This window comes from Catellatospora aurea (genome assembly GCF_042663325.1).
GTDB classification, from domain to species: domain Bacteria; phylum Actinomycetota; class Actinomycetes; order Mycobacteriales; family Micromonosporaceae; genus Catellatospora; species Catellatospora aurea.
Genome location: NZ_JBHTAC010000009.1, coordinates 17,103 through 33,752 on the forward strand (window position 1 = coordinate 17,103; position 16,650 = coordinate 33,752).

General features: G+C 65.0%; 12 protein-coding genes. 3 read left to right on the top strand and 9 right to left on the bottom strand.

The annotated features are described in order from the left end of the window. Positions 1-154: 154 nt before the first annotated feature. The 3 genes from ACFQO7_RS11130 (at position 155) to ACFQO7_RS11140 (ending at position 2,498) form a co-directional block, all read left to right on the top strand. Positions 155-538 (top strand): hypothetical protein, encoded by a 384-nt coding sequence (locus tag ACFQO7_RS11130; RefSeq protein WP_376806279.1) that lies wholly within the window; start codon positions 155-157, stop codon positions 536-538. A gap of 422 nt (positions 539-960) precedes the next feature. Then, on the top strand, positions 961-1,656 hold the full coding sequence (locus tag ACFQO7_RS11135) for an adenylyltransferase/cytidyltransferase family protein (protein WP_376806280.1): 696 nt from the start codon (positions 961-963) through the stop codon (positions 1,654-1,656). Beyond that, positions 1,653-2,498, top strand: a complete 846-nt coding sequence (locus tag ACFQO7_RS11140; RefSeq protein ID WP_376806281.1) for a deoxycytidylate deaminase — start codon at positions 1,653-1,655, stop codon at positions 2,496-2,498. The genes ACFQO7_RS11135 and ACFQO7_RS11140 overlap by 4 nt, the downstream gene beginning before the upstream one ends. Here ACFQO7_RS11140 and ACFQO7_RS11145 read toward each other — a convergent pair. The 9 genes from ACFQO7_RS11145 to ACFQO7_RS11185 form a co-directional block, all read right to left on the bottom strand. Next, entirely contained in the window at positions 2,495-2,959 is a 465-nt protein-coding gene (locus tag ACFQO7_RS11145; RefSeq protein ID WP_376806282.1) for an HIT family protein, read from the bottom strand. The two genes, ACFQO7_RS11140 and ACFQO7_RS11145, sit on opposite strands and share 4 nt — an antisense overlap. Before the next feature lie 2 nt (positions 2,960-2,961). Then, on the bottom strand, positions 2,962-3,465 hold the full coding sequence (locus ACFQO7_RS11150) for a dihydrofolate reductase (RefSeq protein ID WP_376806283.1): 504 nt from the start codon (positions 3,463-3,465) through the stop codon (positions 2,962-2,964). Further along, positions 3,462-4,355: a thymidylate synthase gene (thyA, locus tag ACFQO7_RS11155; RefSeq protein WP_376806284.1), complete on the bottom strand. Its 894-nt coding sequence runs from the start codon at positions 4,353-4,355 to the stop codon at positions 3,462-3,464. Before thyA ends, ACFQO7_RS11150 begins: the two co-directional genes overlap by 4 nt. Positions 4,356-4,436: 81 nt before the next feature. Further along, positions 4,437-7,448 carry a hypothetical protein gene (locus ACFQO7_RS11160; RefSeq protein WP_376806285.1) on the bottom strand — a complete coding sequence of 1,004 codons (3,012 nt, stop codon included), beginning with the start codon at positions 7,446-7,448 and terminating at the stop codon, positions 4,437-4,439. 24 nt (positions 7,449-7,472) lie between these two features. Beyond that, positions 7,473-8,102, bottom strand: coding sequence for a hypothetical protein (locus ACFQO7_RS11165; RefSeq protein WP_376806286.1), 630 nt, complete (start codon positions 8,100-8,102; stop codon positions 7,473-7,475). Further along, a complete protein-coding gene (locus ACFQO7_RS11170) occupies positions 8,102-8,848 on the bottom strand; it encodes an HAD family hydrolase (RefSeq protein WP_376806287.1) in 747 nt (248 codons plus the stop codon). Before ACFQO7_RS11170 ends, ACFQO7_RS11165 begins: the two co-directional genes overlap by 1 nt. Beyond that, the gene (locus tag ACFQO7_RS11175; protein WP_376806288.1) at positions 8,845-10,419 is read right to left on the bottom strand and encodes a thymidylate synthase; all 1,575 of its coding nucleotides are present in this window, start codon (positions 10,417-10,419) and stop codon (positions 8,845-8,847) included. The genes ACFQO7_RS11170 and ACFQO7_RS11175 overlap by 4 nt, the downstream gene beginning before the upstream one ends. A gap of 100 nt (positions 10,420-10,519) precedes the next feature. Further along, complete coding sequence (locus ACFQO7_RS11180) at positions 10,520-15,706, bottom strand: caspase family protein (RefSeq protein ID WP_376806289.1); 5,187 nt, start codon at positions 15,704-15,706, stop codon at positions 10,520-10,522. Continuing rightward, on the bottom strand, positions 15,699-16,601 hold the full coding sequence (locus tag ACFQO7_RS11185) for a hypothetical protein (protein WP_376806290.1): 903 nt from the start codon (positions 16,599-16,601) through the stop codon (positions 15,699-15,701). Before ACFQO7_RS11185 ends, ACFQO7_RS11180 begins: the two co-directional genes overlap by 8 nt. Positions 16,602-16,650: the final 49 nt, after the last annotated feature.

The window sequence follows — 16,650 nt, forward strand, 5'->3', positions numbered from 1 at the left end:
GCGCATCAATGCCATATCTATCGACACGCCGGCTGAACCGCCACGGCGGCGCACGTGCGCCACGGCTTGACGCTGGGGGCACACTACATTAGTGGGCCAACGAGGAAAGAAATTACCCGTAGCGGCGATGAATGCCCCGTGGGAAACGAGGGGAGTGGACCGCGACGCAGTGCAGCTGCTCTTCGCCTTCATGGCGAAGCGGGACATGCTGTTTGCCGACCGGCACATGGAGGATGAAGCGCACTGCGTTGCGCTTGCCGAACAAGTAGCCGGCCATCTGACATCGATCAACGAAGCAAGCCACGGCCCAGATCTCGCCGGCGCCCTTCGGGGCATGCGCGCGGCGTTGCTGTCCTTCATCGACAGATCGGGCCCTGCGGCCCGCAATTTCACGCGACACAGTTGGCCGGGGGCTGATCCTTTTGCCTTGGCGTTAGGTGAACTACGTGGCCGTATTGGCTTATATATAATGATCATCGCTTATCAGTACAATGTTGAGATCCCGGATGAGCTGGGACATTTCTTGCCGCCCGACTGATTGCAGTCGGCCAGGGCACAGCGAAGGTGAACGGTGCGGGCTAGCGATGCGCGCGTGGCAGTCCAGGCGACGAGGAGGACTGACTGCTCGTCGAGCAGGCGTGCCGAATCGGCTCCGCCTCGATGTCATCCCGGAGCCCGACGACCAGATCGTCATCCGGAAGCGGCGTGGACGTGGCCACCCGGTTCGCCAAGCCGGGCCGCTGCCGGGCCACCCTCGACCGCGTCGACGCCTTGGGCTGCTCCGCGCCGAACCCGGCGGTGGCGCGACCGGTAGCATGCGAGACGCGAGCCGCCCCGGCGGGTAGCGTTGTGCGGACCGTGACGTGGGCCACGCCAAGCGGGCTGCGGCCGGCGTGGGGAGACGCACGGAGAATTGGCAGAATGACAGCCGCGAGAGAGTTTTAGGCGATAAGTGCTCATATGACGAATGAGAGAGATCCGGAAGCACCGTTGGATGCATACCGCCACGAAGCGCCGGGCACCGCACCCAAGAACGACCGGTACAAGTATGCGGCACTACCTCCCAATAGCGGAATGTTTGCCGACGCATCGAATTTCGAACAACGGTTCGTCTCGGATTATGCGGCAATAGGCGCGATCGTTGACGCGCTTCGACTCCTTGGCCTCAAGGTCGTTCTCACCAGCGGCACGTTCGACATCCTGCATGAGGGACACTCGATGTATCTCGAGGCGGCCCGGCAGTTCGGCGACTTTCTGATAGTCGGCGTGGACAGCGACGAGAAGGTGCGTCGGCGAAAGGGTCCCTGGCGGCCCGCAGTGCCGGAGGCAGAGCGGCTGCGGATGGTGACCCATCAGCGTGGTGTAGGTGTGGTCACATTGAAGAATGCCGACGATCCGAGGTGGTCGCTCATCGCGGCGGTGCGGCCTGACGTGCTGGTGGCGACAGCTGAGACCTACAAACCGGACGAGATCGCCGAACTTGAGGAAAAATACTGCGGGCGAGTAGAAATCCTCGACCGCATGGCCACGGTGAGTACATCGGCGCGCTTGCGCCTGCTGCAACTGGCACTCGGCGAGCGAATGTCGCAGCGCCTCACCGAGCGACTGCCCGACCTCCTTCAGGAGGTCATCAATGAGGTCGGCTCGACGTCGTGAAGCAGATCCTCCTGTATCTGCCGGTGATCCATGCAGGTTACGAATCTCTTCTCTCCCGGCATGGAGACGCGACGGAGATCCTCGTCCTAGGTGAGAGCTTCACCGAGGACTATCCGGTCATGAAGAAGGAGATACGAGCGTTGGCGCCGGATGCGGCCGCGCGATACATCCGACAGGCAGGTATCGGCAGCACGGTCCGAGTCGTCGAACGGCACGAACTGCCGGCGGCCGTCGTCGCCGAGACGTTGGTCGTCCCCGACGAAGAGATGATGCGCGATCTGGTGCATCGGTACGACCTGGAGAAGGCGCGGAAGGTGATATTCGATCGCACCTTCTTGCGCTGGGATCGAAGCTGGAGCCTGGCGCAGCGGCCGGCGGACTTCGACGGCGTCGTCGCAGCGGATGAGCTGAGTCGCGTGCTGATGGGGAAGGCAACGGACCGTGCCGCGCAATCCTCCGACTGGTGGCGTCAGGTCGGCGCCCTCGCGATCCGCGATGGCGAGATCCTGTGCATCGAACACAACCAGCACCAGCCGACGGAGTACACCCCCTACCTCGACGGCGACCCTCGCAACGATTTTCGCCGTGGTGTACGTATCGATCTTTCGACGGCCATCCACGCAGAGGCGATGATTGTTGCTCGGGCCGCCCGACTCGGCATCGTGCTGGCAGACGCCGACCTCTACGTGTCGACTTTCCCGTGTCCGGGATGCGCCCGTATGATCGCCGAGGCCGGCTTCCGCCGCTGCTATTTCTCCGGACCGTACGCGATGCTCGACGGCGACAGCATATTGCGATCAGCCGGAGTCGAGATGATCTGGGTTGACACCTCCACTCGCTAGGGAGTGCTTCCGGCCTGCTCCGGCGGTCGCGAACTGAACTTCATGCGAACCGGCTCGTGCTCAGGGTTATCGACGTCACCGACCACGACGTGCACATGAAGGTGACTGACGGTTCCGCCGGTGAACCGACAGTCTCCGTTGCGCACACCCAGGCCGTAGTAGGTCATCTCGTAGTGATCACGGACCCAGCCCAGTGCCGCCCAGAAGTCCTCCTTCGCTGCCGGAGAGAGATCGACCAGGTCGGCTACATGCTCATCCGGCACGAGCAGCAGGTGCCGGCGGGTGCCTTGGTAGGGGAAGTCGTTGGGGACGACCGCCCAATGCGTGTTCCGCCATACCGGAATACGTGCGGGATCACCCACGAGATGGTCGGTGCAGAAGATGCAGATGCCGTTCTCTTCGAGCCGGATCATCTTGGACCGTTGCTCATCCGTGCGGTAGTTTGCGATGTTGTACAGCATGGCTAGCTGCGCTCGTATGTCAAGAACGAGTAGCCGTCATCCAAGTGCGCTTCCTCTTCGACCAGAGTGAACGGCTTCAGCCAGTCGGCGGGCATCATGACGTCACCGGCGACGTGTTTATGAACCCTGGTCAGATATACCCGGTCCACCTGGTCCAGCGTCTGGGCATAAACCTGCGCTCCGCCGATGATGAAGACTTCGTCGCGGCCGGTGAACGCCTCGATGCCGCGAGCCACAGCGAGCGCGGAAGGCAGATCCGCCTGGAAGAGCACGTTGCTGTCGCCAGTGCTGCCGGCACGGCGGGACACCACCACACTGAATCGCCCCGGGAGCGGATGGCCGAGTCGCGCCACTATCGACTCGTGGGTCCGTCGGCCCATGACGACGACGTGTCCGGTGGTCAGACGCTTGAACCGACGTAGGTCGGCGGGAAGGGTCCAGGGCAGGTCACCCTCAAGGCCGATGACGTCGTTCACGTCGGCGGCGACGATCAGCGACACCGTCATGGCGACACCGGGATGCGCAGGCCGGGGTGCGGGTCATAGTCGGCCAGGTCAAAGTGCTCCGCACGGAAGTCGTGGATGTCTCGGACCTCTCGGCCGGCGTCGTTGAGTGTCACGGTGGGAAGACGCCGCGGTTCCCGGTCGGCCATGGTCCTCGCTTGGTCGACCTGATCCTCGTAGATGTGGGCGTCCGAGATGGTGTGGTAGTAGGCAGCCGCCGGAAAGCCGGTCAGATGCTCGAGCATGAGGACGAGCGCCGCATACTGGATCATGTTTGACGGCACACCGACGGGAACATCTCCCGAGCGCTGGTACATGTGCACATGCAGGCGTCCGTTGAGCACCCGGACGTGGACCCAGCCATGACACGGCGCGATCGTCGTGCTCGGCCGCTTGCTCTGTCCGCGCACCTGGTACTGCGGAATCCACGGCGAGACGAAGTGTGTCCTCACCTCCGGCAACTCATTGATCTGCTCTACCAGGTGCTTGAACTGGTCAAAGGGCTCGCCTTCCGTAGTCGGAAAGCGGCGGAAGGCGCCACCGTAGGAACCCGGCCCGATGTCGCCCGGCGGAAGGCCTCGCGAGGCGGTCTTTGCCGGCGTGGCCCAGTCCCCCCACCAGTCGCAGCCGAAGGCCTCGAGTTCGTCCAGCGTCGTCGCCCCGTTGATAAAGGCGCACAGTTCCCCGATAGGCTTGCGCCAGAAGGAGCCGATGTTCCGCTCGGTGATGACAGGAAAGCCATTCGTCAAGTCGAATCGCATCGTTTGCTGCATCAGTGTCAACGCAGCCGGCCCCTGCCGGGTCGGGACCTTCTCGCCGTGGGCGAGAAGGTCCCGCAGAAGATCCCGGTATTGCGTGTCCGGTTGACGCTGAAGATGAGGCGTGTACTGCACAGTGGCACCTCCAGGAAGGAAATGCCACTTTAGCGCACGTACGGCGTGAGCTGCTCACAGGGTAGGGTCAGAACCTCGTCGTCACACATACCGCCCGCCCTGGCCGCCCATGTAGCCGAATCCGGTTCCCAGATCCCGGTAGTAGCGCCGATACCATTCACTCTCGCTGCGCTTTCTGAGAATAGCCGTCGCTGCCGGAGTGAGCCGATTGATGTCGACGCTTCTGACTGCGTACTTGGAGTCCTGATCCGGAGCCCTGTCCTTCTTGTTTCCGGCGGTGTGCTCCCATTCGAACTTCGAGAAAGGCTTTGCATAATATGGCTGACGTGGTGCATCGGTCACGGCGATGGCAGGGAGCACCACATGGGACGTCCAGACAAGTTCGACCACCCGGTGGGTGCCGTCGCAGACTATGTACTCTCGGTCGCCATGTTCGTTCTCCCAGTCCTCCTCGTGGAGTCGTTCGAGGATGGGCGGGGTGACCGTCACCGGTTGCAGCGCGGGACCCTTGCGAACGCGCGCGAAGCCCCAGGGGTCGGGCAACTTGGTGAGCACCTGGTCGTGGATCTCCCGCGCGCGATCCAGCCCGGCGCGAAGGACATAGCGCTGCACCGGCCGTAGCACGCCCAGCGCGTCGTCGGCCGGCGCTTCGCGACACGAGTCCTGGTCATACTGATCGGCTGAGAAGATCAGGATGACGGATCTGCTGCCCTGCCAGACCGGGACGTCGCGGCGCACCAGGTACACGCGCTTGACCGGGAGTCCCCGGTAGGGAAACTGTCCGTCGAGGTCGAACCCCTCCACGAAGGTCACCCGGTCGATCGCCTCCGTGGTCGAGCCGGCTGGCAGATCGTGCGCCAACCGCTGGCCACCGCTCTCGAAGCTGTACATGTCCACGATTTCGATCGAGTCGGATGTCTGGGCGAGCTTGCCCATCACCAGTTCGCGCGGGGGCACTCCGCCGTTGACCTTGCGGCGCGACTCGATCTCACGATCGACCCATCTCATGACGTCGGCGTTTCTGGACACGATCGCCGGGCACTGTTGCCACGGCGCCTCCGCCACATCGTCCCGGCTGTCGGGCAGCGGGAACCAGATGGCGCCGGGCGGCAGCCGGCGGCCCACATCGGGGGCACGCGAGCCGGCTTCATCGGGAAACCTGGCCTGCGGGTCCCAGCGGAGCCCGCCTCCGCCGAGGCGGAGCGCATCCATCGAGACACCGCTGGTCTGGGCATGCTCGTTCTCGCGGCGCACGGAAGGCAGTTCGGTGAGCCATTCCATGATGGTGTTGTAGTCCTGCCGTTCCTGCTCCGCCGGCGTCGGCTCGAGATCCTCATCGGAGAACAGATCCTCGGTGAGCTCGACCCGACGGATCAGCGGCAGCAGTGTGACCAGGTGATACTCGTACTCGGTGACACATCCGGTAGTCGGTGAGATCTTTCGCCGGGTGAGCGAGGCAACCTCGCGGAGCTGATCACCCCATAGGTCGCCGTCGGACTCGCTGGCGAGGAGGATGCGGCCCACCGCGGCCTCGAAGGCTCGGACCTGCTTGGCCTTCTCCAGATCCTCCGCCTGGTCGACCACCTGCCGCAGGACGTCGTCACGCAGGTGTTCCAACAGGTTTCGCACCTTCTGGAACGCGGGCAGCAGCAGCGTGTTCCAGTAGCCCACGTCGGACGGCCGCAGTGCCGTGTGATGACTGTGCAAGATGTCGTACTCGCCGTCATCCCGCTCGCGAAGGAGCAGTAGAAGGTTGTATGCCGTGCGCCTGGTGGGCGCGATGTCCGGCAGGGTCCCGTCGGCAAAGCACAGCGCGACGTAGCCGGTGTCGGCCCAGATCTTCTCCACGTAATCGCGAAATGACGCGATGCCGGCCAGGTCGCCATCCGGTTGAGCTGCCGCGTCATCCAGCAGCTTGTGCACGGTGTCGTAGAGGCGCCGTTCGGCTGGAGTCACCCGCGACGCCGACACGAGCGGGCGGACGATCTGGATCGGGTCGCCATGCCCGTCCGATTCGACGTCATAGCGGAAGGCGATCTCCATCTCGCCTTTCCACACGTTGACCCGGATCCACGCCATACCGGACATCCGTGAGTTCCTGGCGAACGGCGGGCAGGCCACCACCGTGATCTCGCTCGGACTCTCACCGGACGCGAGCGACGTGCTCGACATCGTGGCGACCTCGGGCGTGCGCATGTCCGCGTGGATGACCATGGACATCCGGATGTCCCGGCAAAGCGTCAAGAACTCCGAACTATTCGTGGTGCTGCCGGAGCTGCTCTCGACAAGCATGTGGTTGGTGACGCACAGGCGCGACGGTTCCGGGTTGTCGCAACCTGCCTGACATTCGATGCCGCGCGCATGCTGATTGAATCGGTCGACGTCTGCCGTCGCGGCGAGCCGTCGAGTATCGGCAGGCAGCAGGTTGTGGTGAGTCACGCCGATCACGTAGAGCGGCGCGTTGAGGGCCACGGTACGCGACAACGTCCCGACCAGTTGCTGCGCCGCCTCCATCTGAGCGCGGCTGATCTGCCCGTGGTCGGAGATGAGAGGATGGCTGTAGGCGGCCTCGTTGGAGTCGAACCCGATGACCACGACGTAAGCGAGCGCCCGCGAATGATCAGGGTCTTCGCGCAGGCACACTCGGGTGACTTTGGCGAGCGGCACATCCTGCGGCCGCGGTGGCATGGTGGCGTTTCCGACCAGGCTCGCGGCGAACCGGCCGTAGAAACCGTCGGCCCCGGGCTGGGTTCTGGCCTCGCTGTTGCCGGGTATGGCCAAGATCGAGGGAGTCAACGCCCTCACCCGGTCGAGTGTCGGCGTCCAGAAGTCACCGTAGCCGCCGTCCCCGGCCGTACCGGCGTTCATCTCGCCGCAGCTCACCAGCAGGTGGCTGGCCCGGCCACGATCGAACGGCCGCCGCATGGTCCGGAAGCGATCCACGAATTCGTCGGCGTCGGGACTTGTCAGCCGAGCGTCGGAGATCACGTCGATGTCGAAGGTCGGCTGTTTGCGCGGCACCGTGACGGTCGCGATGTATGGTTGCGCACCAGTTGCCACACCGTTGAGGAATTCGTCGTCCACGAACCACATGTCTGCGACCACGCGGCGCCCTGCCTATTCCGTGATGTGCGTCGGATCGGACTTCTTACGTTCCTTCTGGACACCGGGGAACACTTCGTTGAAGTCCCGATACAGTGCCCGATAGCCCGTCGGCTGGCGGTATTCCTTGCGCAGGTGCTTGTCTGGCAACTCGTCCATGACCGTCACCTGCGACCAGCCGTCGCGCAGCGCGTACGCATAGTACGGATACTCCGGCGGCACACCCTCGACGTACACGATCGAGATCCGGAGGCCGAGCGAGCGCGCTGCGAAGACGCGGTGAATTCCATCGTTGATGATCCGGACGACGCGGCCGTCGGGTTCGAACGACTCCTCGACAACGGGCGGAATGACCGGGATCACCTCGTCCGGGTCGTCCGAGGTGCGCACGTACGCCCCACCGTCGAGGGCGAACATGTCCAGGCCGGTTTTCAGGAGCGCTTCCCGCAATTCGAGGATCTTGTCGACGCCCGGCTTCAGCACGTAGTTCTGCGACGGTGTGAGGGTGTCGGTCTCCACCGCGGGCAGGAGTTCCATGGCTGCGTTCTTGTATGGCTGAACGCCGTCGAAGCCGCGCAGTCGCGTACGCGCGAGGGCGGCCAGCAGTTGCTGGCGATCAATTGGCTCTACCGAAACGATCTCCACTATGCCTTCTCCTTCATCGCGGCACTGGCAGCGGTGCCGGCACGTTCTGCGAACAGCGCTTCCGCGGCTGTCACGGTGAGGTCGGAAATCGAGCCGAGTGTCAGGGACGGTCCGCTCGCGCCGTGGTTGAGGACTTGCACCACGTTGGCGGCCTCCCGCACCGGCTCGTGCAGGAGCCACACCGTCCGCATGCCCGCGGCCGCGGCGGGCGCGATGTCGTGCCGGTAAGAGTCGCCCACCATGACCGCACGGTCGGCGGACACACCAGCAGTCCGCAGCAGCCCGAGGAACAATTCTGGGGCCGGCTTCTTGATGCCCGCCCGAAAGGAAAAGATCCGTCGATCGTGCGGGACCAAGTCGTCAATGAACCAGCTGAAGTGCCGGCGGGCGGCGTCGAGGAACGGCGGCCAGATATTCGACAGGACGGCGAGCTGGAAGTCGGCCTCGGCGAGTGCGGTCAGTACTTCGGCGCTACCCGGAATCGGCACAGCCTCGTCGAGCTGAGCACTCCAGACCTGCTCGACGGCCGCTTCGACGCCTGGGCCGGTGACGCCGAACCCGTTCCGGACGAAGGCAGCCACCTCCGCGGGGCCGGTGAAGTCCGTGGTCATCAGCGCCTGATGCAATGCCGCCTTCTGGGAGGCGTCCAAGCCCACCTGCGTCGCGATGCGTCGGGCCGGTCCTTGAGCTGGGCCGGTCACCAGCGTGGAACCGATGTCGAAGACGATGAGCGGCCGATCGGTCACGATTCCCCCTTACCCGGCGGACGACGGCGCGGCGGCCGTGTTGTGCGCCCTTCGTGCAGCATGTGTTCGTGGACCGCCAGCTCGTGGCCGAGCCACATCGCGTGTGACACCAGGCTGACACCCATGTCGCCGATGATCGCGCGTCGAATGACCTCGGCACTTTTCGACACGTACTGCTTGAGCACGATGCCGTCGATGAGATGTTCGGCGACGATACAGCCCTTTTCCGCGTCGACGCGGACCGTGAAGTAGCCGTTCGGGTCCTCGCGCAGCGTCGGACGCCCGGTCAGGCGGTCGACGTCTTCGTCGCGTTTCCAGCCCTCCGAGAGGGCCTGGGCCAGTTCGTAGCCGGAGCGGTTGCGCGGGTCGATGCCGAGCGAGTGGCTCACCACGGTGATCTGCCCGATCGGCAGCCCGAGGGCCTCGGCGACCAGCTGCTGGATCTTCATCAGTCCATATACGTTCTCCAGCCACGCGGTCAGCAGGTTGTGCGCCCGATACGTCGCCGTCAGTGTGAGACGACCGTTCATACAACGGAAGAAGATCGTGGTCAGGCACGGCACCGACGGGTGACCGACGGCGGCCGTCCCCGGTAGGTCGTTCGCGGTGTCCCAGAGCGAGATGTAGCCGTGGCGGGACTGCGGGTCCCGCTGCAGCACCTTGACGACGAGTGCCAAGGTGTCGCGAAGTGAGTCGCCTTCGCGAAAGTAACCGCGAAGCCGGTTGCCGTACGTGTAGGAGATCCCGTCCGGCAGTCTGGGGTCGATGATTCTCCGCTGGTACTCGAGGAAGCGCTCCAGCCGAAAGCCGTACCTGGACAGCACCGCATCGGACTCGACCGCCGGCTCGGTGATGACCGCCTTCGCGTTGAGCAGCTCGAGTCGTGGGCCGTTGCTCAGCTCTACCGGTTGCCCGAAGCGGATCGTCCGGACGACGAGCTCCTCCCAGCAGTCGAGCGGCCGCTTGCGCTCGACCTGCTGGGCCGCGATGTTCGACGGCCGGCGGGCGTACTCATCCGACTCATAGTCCGGCATCGTCACTTGAACGGGTGGGGGCAGCTGCTCCGGCGCGATCCGCGGCAACGACTTCAGGTATCCGGGAAGGTCGCGGTCCAACGCGGGGTCTGCGAGCTTGCCGAAACCGCGGAAGCTGAGCGTTTCTCGCAGTCGCGCCTCATCGAATTCGGCTATGGCCGGGAAAAGGCGGTCGGTGCCACGTATGCGCTTGAGCCTGCGGCCGAACAGCTCGGAGTCCTCGAGGCCGTCGCGCAGGAACGCCTCTATCTCTCGGCTCGTCGGCTGATCGAAGTGCTCGCCAAGCGCGATGAGGTGCCGGATCTGCGGGTTGAACAGAAGATTGCAGAACATCGCGTACATCCCGTCGCCGTAGAGGTTCGCGATGATCGCGACGCGGCTTTGCTCAGGGGCGAGGATGTCCGGTGAGATCTGGGTGAGCCTGCGGCTCGTGGCCGCCAGGGGAGACCACAGACTGATGATCCCCACATCTCCGGCGGGGTTGACGGCATGTAGTCGATCACCGTAGTAGAGGGCATGGAAGTGCGGCGTGTTCATTGCTCGTCCTCATACTGGTGTGCGAGTGCGGTGCGATCCAGGCTGCTCCTGCCTTGCTGCCGATTCAGACTAGTCGCGACTCGCGCCGGACGGTCGATCATCATCGGCCCTTCTGCGGTCCGCTGTGCACGTCGAGCGCCAGCAGACCGAGCTTGCTGCCGATCACCAGTGGGCTCTGATCCGCCAGCGCCGCCGCGAGCACCTCGCTGCGCACCTCGACAGACGTCTCGGCCTCCCAGCCGCGGTCTGCGGAAAGCTTGAGTATGTCGACGCGTTCACCCGCCGCGACAACGACACGCAGGCTGCGGCGCTGTGCGTCGGAGCCACGCGGGACCGGCTCGGCCACGACCACGGCGTTGATCTCATCCGAACGGCTGACGACCGAATGTTCGCCGATAGGCTCCCGCGACTCCAGGCACCAGGCACGGACTTTGGTGTCGTCGCCCGCGCTGACCGCGATAGGTCTTCCGTCCAGCACTCCGGTGGCGACCGCCCGCACCGCATTGGTGTGGCTGGTGAACGGCCTGCCGACACGCGTGCCGGTCAGCGGGTCCCATACGTGCACGGTGGTGTCGGCGCTCGCCGAGAGGACCACCGGCCTGCCGTGGAGATGCGCCACTGCCAAGGCGCGTATCCAGTGCGAGTGGCCCTCGTACACGACCCCGGTGGGAGTGCCGTTCGCAAGGTCCCAGACCCGTACGGTGCGGTCACCGCCGGACACGAGCAGGTGCCGGCCCTGAATATCGGCCACGACGAGTGCGCGCACCCAGTCGCGGTGGTGGCCGAGCACGGAGTTGGCGCCTTCGTGACCCTCCAGCCCCCACGTCCGGATGCTGTTGTCATCGCCTGCGGTGACCACTCGGGAATGGCCGCGGCCGAGCCGCGCGACGGCCAGCGTGCGCAGTCCGGGATGGTGCCCGACGACCGAGCGGGCGAGTGGCCGTCCGGTGTTCAGATCCCAGGCCCGAACCGCACCGTCCACGCTTCCCGAGATGACGACGCTGCGGCCGCCCATTCTCGTCACCTCGACCGAGCGGACCCAGTGGGCGTGGCGGGCGAACCGGTTGATGCCGGTGTCGAGGTCCCAAACCGTGATGCTCCCGTCGGCGCTGCCGGAAACGGCCACTGGCTGGTCGCCGACGCTGCTCACGGCCAGCGTGTTCACGCTGTCGGAGTGTTGGACCGGTCCATGGCCGACAGCCGACCGATCGTCGAGTCGCCAGGCCCGAGCTGTTCTGTCATCTCCGCCGGAGATCACTATCGGCTGGTCGTCCAGACGCGTCGCGACGATCGCGCGTACCGCCTGGGCGTGTTCGGTATAGGCCGGTTCGATCAGGGTGCGGGAGTCCAGATCCCAGACCCGGATCGTCGAGTTCTCGGCACCGGAGACCACGACCTGCCGTCCTCGGTGGTCCAGCACCGTGAGTGCCAGGACCCGATGGCCGTGTCGGGTGAACGGGAGTCCGACCGGGTTGCACGTGCCGAGGTCCCATAGCCTGACCGCGCGGTCCTCGCCGCCGGAGACGACGACATCTCGCCCGCCGAGGCGGACGACCGCCAGCGTGCGCACCCGGCCGCCGTGGCCGGTGAATCGTCCGACCCGGGTTCCGGTGGCCAGGTCCCAGACATGTACGGAACTGTCGCTGCCCGCGGATATCACTACCTGCCGCCCGCCGAGAGTCGCCGAGGCGAGCACCGTCACCGAGCTGGTATGGCCGGCATGGCCGCGGTAGGGCTCTCCGGTCGGCCGACCCGTGTCGATGTCCCAAGCGTGGACGGTACGGTCTGTGCTCGCCGATATCAGCACTGGCCGTCCGTTCGCGATTACTGGCAGTAGCGCAGTAACCGAGCCGTTATGCCCGGTGATCGGTTCTCGAGCCGGCGAACCTGTGACCAGATCCCAGACTCGGATCGTGCGATCACGACCAGCCGACAGCACTACCGGGGCACCGTCAAGCATCGCTGTCGCCACGGCTGTCACCGCGAGAGTGTGGCCGGTAAAGGGGTCGTCTGTCCGGCTCTGGATCCCAAGATCCCAGATTCGGACCGTCTTGTCGACGCCACCGGACACGACCATCGGCCGCCCGTCGGCCAGCATCGCGGTCAATGCTCGTACGGCCTTGTCGTGTCCGACCAGCGTGCCGCCGACCGCCTCCCTGCTCTCGAGCGAGTAGAAGCGGATCGAGCCGTCGTCTTCGGCGGCCGCGACGACGGGTTGTCCGCCGATACTCATCGACGCAAGTGCGCGTACGGCCTGCCGGTGCCCGACATGGACGATCGGCTGTTTGCGTGTCTGCAGGTTGTGGACAAATATTTTGGAGTCCGCACACCCGGTGATGACAACGGGCTGGTTCCTGACCTCTGCGAAGGCCACGGCATGCACAGTGCGAGTGTGCTTCCAGCGCCAATAGATCCTCCCACTCTTAAGTTCCCAGATGACGACTTTGCCGTCCTCGTCCGCCGAGATGATCATTACCGTCGAGTCCCTGCCGGGCTGCTGGAGTTCGAAGCAGGCCAGCGCCAAGACCGGCGACTTGTGATGGACGACGGGGGGTCCTGCGGCATCGCCGGTGGCCAGGCTGGAAACCCGCACTCTTGTATCGTCGCCCGCGGACACGACCAGCAACTCGTCGTCGACAGCGGCCACGGCCACGGCACGCACCGCCTCGGTGTGCTGGGTGAAGGCCCTGCCGATCGGTTCACCCGTAGTCACGTCCCACACTCGCACCGTGCGGTCCGCGCTGCCCGACACGACCACCGGCGTGGCGCCGAGAAGCGAGGCCGCAAGCGTGGTCACAGCATCGTCGTGGGCTGTTATCGGCTCCCGTAGCGCGGCGCCGGTCTGTGCGTCCGACAGGCGCAGCACGCGGTCGTCACCTCCCGACACGACAACCGGGCGATCACCCGCCGTGACCACTACCGCGTTGACCGCCTCCCGATGCCCCGGTATCCGGATATGCGGCCGTTGCTGCCGCCAGGACGCCCATCTCGCCCGCCAGGGTGGGCCGTGCTGTATGAGGTTCGCCAGGTGATCCGCTCGGGCGTAACGGGCTGCCAGCCCGAGGTAGGCCATGTGCTCCTCCGCGGGCTGACTCCGCAGGGCGGGAAGAGCGCGCCGGAAGGCGTTCGATGCGGCACGGGCCGGTGGACTGGCCGTCTCGTCGAGCGCTGCCAGCAATCGCGCCGGTTCCGCCGCGATCAGGAAATCCGGATCTTGTGCCAGGGAGTCGATGGAGCCGGCCCGAACAGCGTGACCCGCCAGATGCATCCGGATGTAGGCATCTGCGTTTGCCCAGTCGCGCTGCCCGTCGGAGCGGGAGGGCACTGCTGCCACGAGCACGTCCACAATGACTCGCTCGTCCGATACTCGGTCCCGCTCGGATTGCAGAGAGTCGGCGAGAGCCTGGTGGGAGAGCCGGTACAGTTGGCGATCTGCAGGGCCGCCCACGGTGACCACGTATGAGGCCGCATTGCGCCGCAGCCATACCAAGTCCGACGGCTGGTACCTGACGCCGGGGGCGAGCGAGTTGGCGATCGCCAGCCAGATGTTTTCCCAGGGTAAGCCGTCGCCTTGGGCATAGGCGAGAGGCCGGAGCAAGTCAATCGCGCGGTCGACGTCGGCACCGAGTCGGCCTAGCTCCTGGCGCATGGCTCGGCCTGCGTCCACGGGCACGCTGGCAAGCCAATCGGCCGCTGCGGGATCTGGCAGCACGTCGCGCGACGCCTGGTCGTCTGCGAGCTGCCCGGCCAGCCAGTACGACTGCTGAGCAACCTGGAGGATCTTTGCGATGACGGCGTTGACCAACCATGGCGGCGCGGATGCGAAGACTGATGGTCTCTGGCTGCCGTCGGCTGTTGGCTGCGGCGCGATCAGGCGACGGCGTACCATCTCGGTCATTGCCGCATTGTCAGCGAACTTCGGGCTTTCCAGATCTATGGTGTCGGCGTAGTCCTCATCGCCCAGTTCCGGAGCGAACGCGACAACCTGTGGGCGAGTTCCGAGTATCAACCGGATGCGGGCGTCTTCATCCTTCAGTAGCGGAACCAGCAGGTCTTGCACCAGTGTTTCCGGGTACGGAGATTCATCGATCGCATCGATCAGCACAACCAACAGCGGGCCGCCACGCTTCGCGAGAGCAGCGAGTAGCTGCTGGACCATCAATGCCGACGTCGCCCGGAAGTCGATGTCTGTCAACTTGGCCGCCGCAGCTATACCGGCGACGATGTGGCTGAGGGTGCGGTCGCGCGCATAGATGGCAACATCGATCGCGCCGACTCGTGGGAGAGCACCTCCGCTCCGAGGCGCTGCGTCCCTGCGCTCTGCATCGCTCGCGACCGCGAGCCAACCGAGCAGCATCGTCTTTCCTGTCCCCGCGTTGCCTGTGACGATTAACGCCGGCTTTCCCGCCTCGTCGGACAACCATCTGACGGCCTTGCCCCGGGCCGACGCGCGTCCCACGAACGCATTGATGTTCGGCATGAAGTAGTCGGTCATCTCTGCGGTCCGCCGTGCGCGTTCCGCGTCGACATGCTCAAGCCCGCTGAGGAAGAGCGGCATATAGCCTTGCCCTCCGCGAAGGACTTGGTGATATATGGCCTGGCTGGCGGGCATGTCTGGGTCCTGCTGCAGCTCCGAAAGTACGCGTTCCAGTCGGAGTGGGGAGCCGCTGTGGCCATTCGTGAGCGCGTCGACCGCGCGCTTCAATCCTTTGGTGAAAGCTCCTTGCAGGGCCAGTTGTGTCGGCCAGGTCGCGCTGACCACGATGACGCCCTGCTCGCCTCTGGTGTCGAGGTCGGTCAGGTCGCCGGTATAGGAGGTGGCAGCGCCCGCGAACCGTAGTCCGGCCTCGCCGGAGTAACACGCGTCCACCATCAGCAGCAACCTGCGCACCCGAGTGCGGGAGAGCATGAGAGCTGCCAGCTCGGTGCTGCTCAGCGAGCTGCTGAGCGCGCCCTCGTCGTAATCCGAGGTAAGCAGAACGTGATCTTTTGGTCCGTCCTCGGTGATGTCACCGTGACCACCTAGATAGACGACAATGTAGTCGTCCGAACGTCGGTCTTCATGCCGGAAGAATCTATCCAGCGCGGCACGCAGCTGCTGGGCTGTCGGGTTGTCGGGAATTTCCGTCACATGTTCATAACCGAAGCCCTGGAACAGCTCGACAATCCGCTTCTTATCCTCGACCAGGCCTGGGAGGTTTCGTACGCCGGCGTTGGTATAAGTGTGCACGACGCCGGTTAATAGGTACCGCTTCGGCCTTGAGCCGATGTGTCCGGGTTCACTCATCTTGCTCGGTCTCGGTCGAACGCAGCCCAGCCAGTATTCCTTCGCCGGTCTCCGGCGCGGTCAAATAATTGCGTACCCCATGCGCTTTCGTGCCATTGTTCACCACTCGTGACGCCAACCGATCGCCGAATAGCGGCCGGAGGTCCTTGACCAGCGCCACGACGTCGCCTTGGTCGGCGACATTTGTCCAGGCGGTCACGGACCCTGGCCAGCGTCCGGGCGGCGTGGCAGTCCCGCGGACGGGCGGTGGCTTGAGCCGATCAAAAACCAGATTGGGAACACCTAGCGGTGAGCCGAGGGTGACCAGGGCGTGGACCCCCCATTCGGGATGGGCGCACAACGCTTCATAAGCCACGACCGAGCCGAGCGAATGGGCGACTATGACGCGGGTCTCCGCGGACACCGCGTCGGCAAGACACTGCTGCACACGGGAACGCACATCCGGCTCGGTGAAGTAGCGGCGGACCTGGACCAGGTCGCCGATCATCAGCCGTTCGCCGAGGCCGGCGAAGAACGTGGACCCGCTGAGAACCCGCAGTGCGGTCTGCACGGCTTTGGGCGTGCGCACCATCGTCTCCGCGTCCTGCGGGACGACCTTCGTGTCGACCTTCGCCGCCTCGCCCCACCATGCCAGCAGCAGTTGTTCCTCAAACGGAGTGAGATCGTGGGCCGTCAGCAGCGGAGTGCCGACATCCATCGTGTTTCCAGGTGCTCGGAAGGTGTCGCCGTAAAACGCGAACGTGATATCCGAGTTGGCAAGCCCATCGGCAATGGATTTGCCTTCCGCGCCGGTGCGTCGCAGGCCGTCACGCAACGCAGGCGCCCATTCGTCTCGCAGGGTCTCCTCGCCTTTGAGCTGTTGCGCGATGCCATGGACTACTGCGATCTTCGCCACTGTGCCGGCCTCCGTCGCCCATTGCCGAAGTGTGAGCCGTCCACATACT